At 62.8% G+C, this 2,078-nt stretch carries 1 protein-coding gene; it reads left to right on the top strand.

What is annotated here, in order from left to right; genetic code table 11:
• Positions 1–424 precede the first annotated feature (424 nt).
• Positions 425–2,078, top strand: a 1,654-nt coding sequence (locus tag ADADOO_RS06495; protein WP_511276024.1) for an HDOD domain-containing protein, incomplete at its 3' end; no start/stop codon positions are given.

The following is a 2,078-nucleotide window of genomic DNA, read 5'->3' as shown; positions in this document are numbered from 1 at the left end:
AAATGATCACCGATCCGGAATACAAGATCGGTCGGCCGCGCCAGCTTTACGTCGGCACCGCCAAGCGCGACGTCACGCCGCTCGCCCAGCGCGGCTGATCCGGCAGCACGCCAGGCCGGCCGGGGAAATCCTTCCCGGCCGGCCTTTTTTCGTCTACGGGCGGCATTCCCACGGTCAACCGGAAATTTCGGCCAAATTTGAAACCGCCCCCCCCGCGCCGGGGCGCCAGGCAACGCCGGCTTTCGCACGCGTCCAGGCTGAAAATTTTCGACCCATCCGGTTTTTATTCGGCCGAAAAAATTTTCGGCCATTTCACATTCACGGCCCCTTAACTGTGTAAATTAGACACGTATCGATCAGGTTCACGATTAGCCGCCCCCCCATTTCCGCGCTGCCTATAAGCAATTATTCATCCACCATACTCATGCACAGTCTCCCCAAGTCTGTCCTGGAATCCATCGACATCGCCCGGATCCCCTCGCCGCCCGAGATTCTGTTGCGGCTGGTGCGGACGGTCGAGGATGAGCAGGCGACGATGGGCGAACTAGCCACCCTCGTCGAACAAGACCCCGGCTTGGCCAGCCGCATACTGAGTGTCGCCAACTCGCCCGCCCTGCGCCGCGGCAAAGAAGTCAAGAATCTCGAAACCTGCCTGATCGCGCTGGGCACGCGCCTCGTTCGCTCGCTGGCGACCTGCCTGTCCATCCAGCGCCTTTTCGACCGCAACCCCAACCTCGACAAATTCGATGTCGCCGACTACTGGAGCCATTCACTGCTGGTCGGTGAAATGGCGCGCGGCATCGCCGAGCTGGCGGACTACCCGCACCCCGATGAAGCCTACCTGTCGGGCCTGCTGCACGACATCGGCGAACTGATCCTGCTCTCGGCAATCGGCGAGCCGTATCAGCGGTTTTTGGCCAATTCGATCGAGAACCCGAAACTCCAGGCCGAAGAATTTCAACTATTCGGCACAACGCATGCCGATGTCGGCGGCTGGCTGATCGACCACTGGGGAATGGATTCCGTGCTGGCCGATGGCGTCGCCTTCCATCACACGGCGGCCAATCAAATCGTCACGGCTACCGCTCTGCCGCAAATCGTCTGGCTCGCCCAGGCGCTGAGCGCGACGGCCGAGAGCACGCCGGAATTGGCCATCGTCGTCAATCGCAGCAGCCCCCGGCTGGAGATGTCGGCCCTGCTGGCGGTTCGCGAACGTGCCATCCAGCGTGCCCGGCAGATTGCCGAAGCCCTCGGCATCAGCATCGCCGACGATTTTCCCCAACGCCGCACGGCTACGCCGACACCGGCGCCGCGCCTGGCCGACCCGGCGACGGCGTCTGACGAGGATCTGGCGACCCTGGTTGGCGGCATGGCCTTGCTGCAGCCGTTGCAGCAGGATCTCTTCCAGCTCGGCAGCGACACCGAAGTCCTGCTCGCGCTCAGGGAGTCGGCGCGCATCCTGTTTGACCTGCCGAAAGTCGCCATCCTGCTCGCCAACGACAAGGGTGATGCGATTTCTGGCGAAAAGGTCGGGGCCCAGCCGGAACTTTTCCGGCAGTTATCCATCCCCCTGCTCTCTTCCCGCTCGCTGGCCGCAGCGGCCATCATCGGGCGTCAGGTACGGGCCACTTTCGATCAGCCTGAACCCCTCGCCTTGCTCGACCTCCAACTCGCCCGGGCGCTAGCGGCCGATGGCCTGCTCTGCATCCCGATGCTGGCGCGCCATCGCGTCATCGGCGTGATTGTCTGCGGCCTGTCCGAAAAGCAGTACGCCCGCCTGCAGCGCAAGATTCCCTGGCTGGCCAATTTCGGCAAGATCGCCGCGATCAGCCTCGATGCGGTCATTGAAGCGAACCAGCACCGGCAGCAGGTCGAAGCCGAGCTGACCCAGCAATTCACCCGCCAGGCCCGCCAGATCGTGCATGAAGCCGGCAACCCGCTGGGCATCATCAAGAGTTACCTGAGCATTCTCGAACGGAAACTGCCGGAGGATGGCGTTCGCCAGGAACTCGCCGTACTCACCGAGGAAATCGATCGGGTCGCCAACATCGTCGGCCACATGACGCAATCCCTCAAAA

Source organism: Azonexus sp., from assembly GCF_036170495.1.
Classification (GTDB): Bacteria; Pseudomonadota; Gammaproteobacteria; order Burkholderiales; family Rhodocyclaceae; genus Azonexus.
The sequence above is the reverse complement of the archived record's forward strand: the minus strand, read 5'-3'. Positions and strand labels throughout refer to the sequence as shown.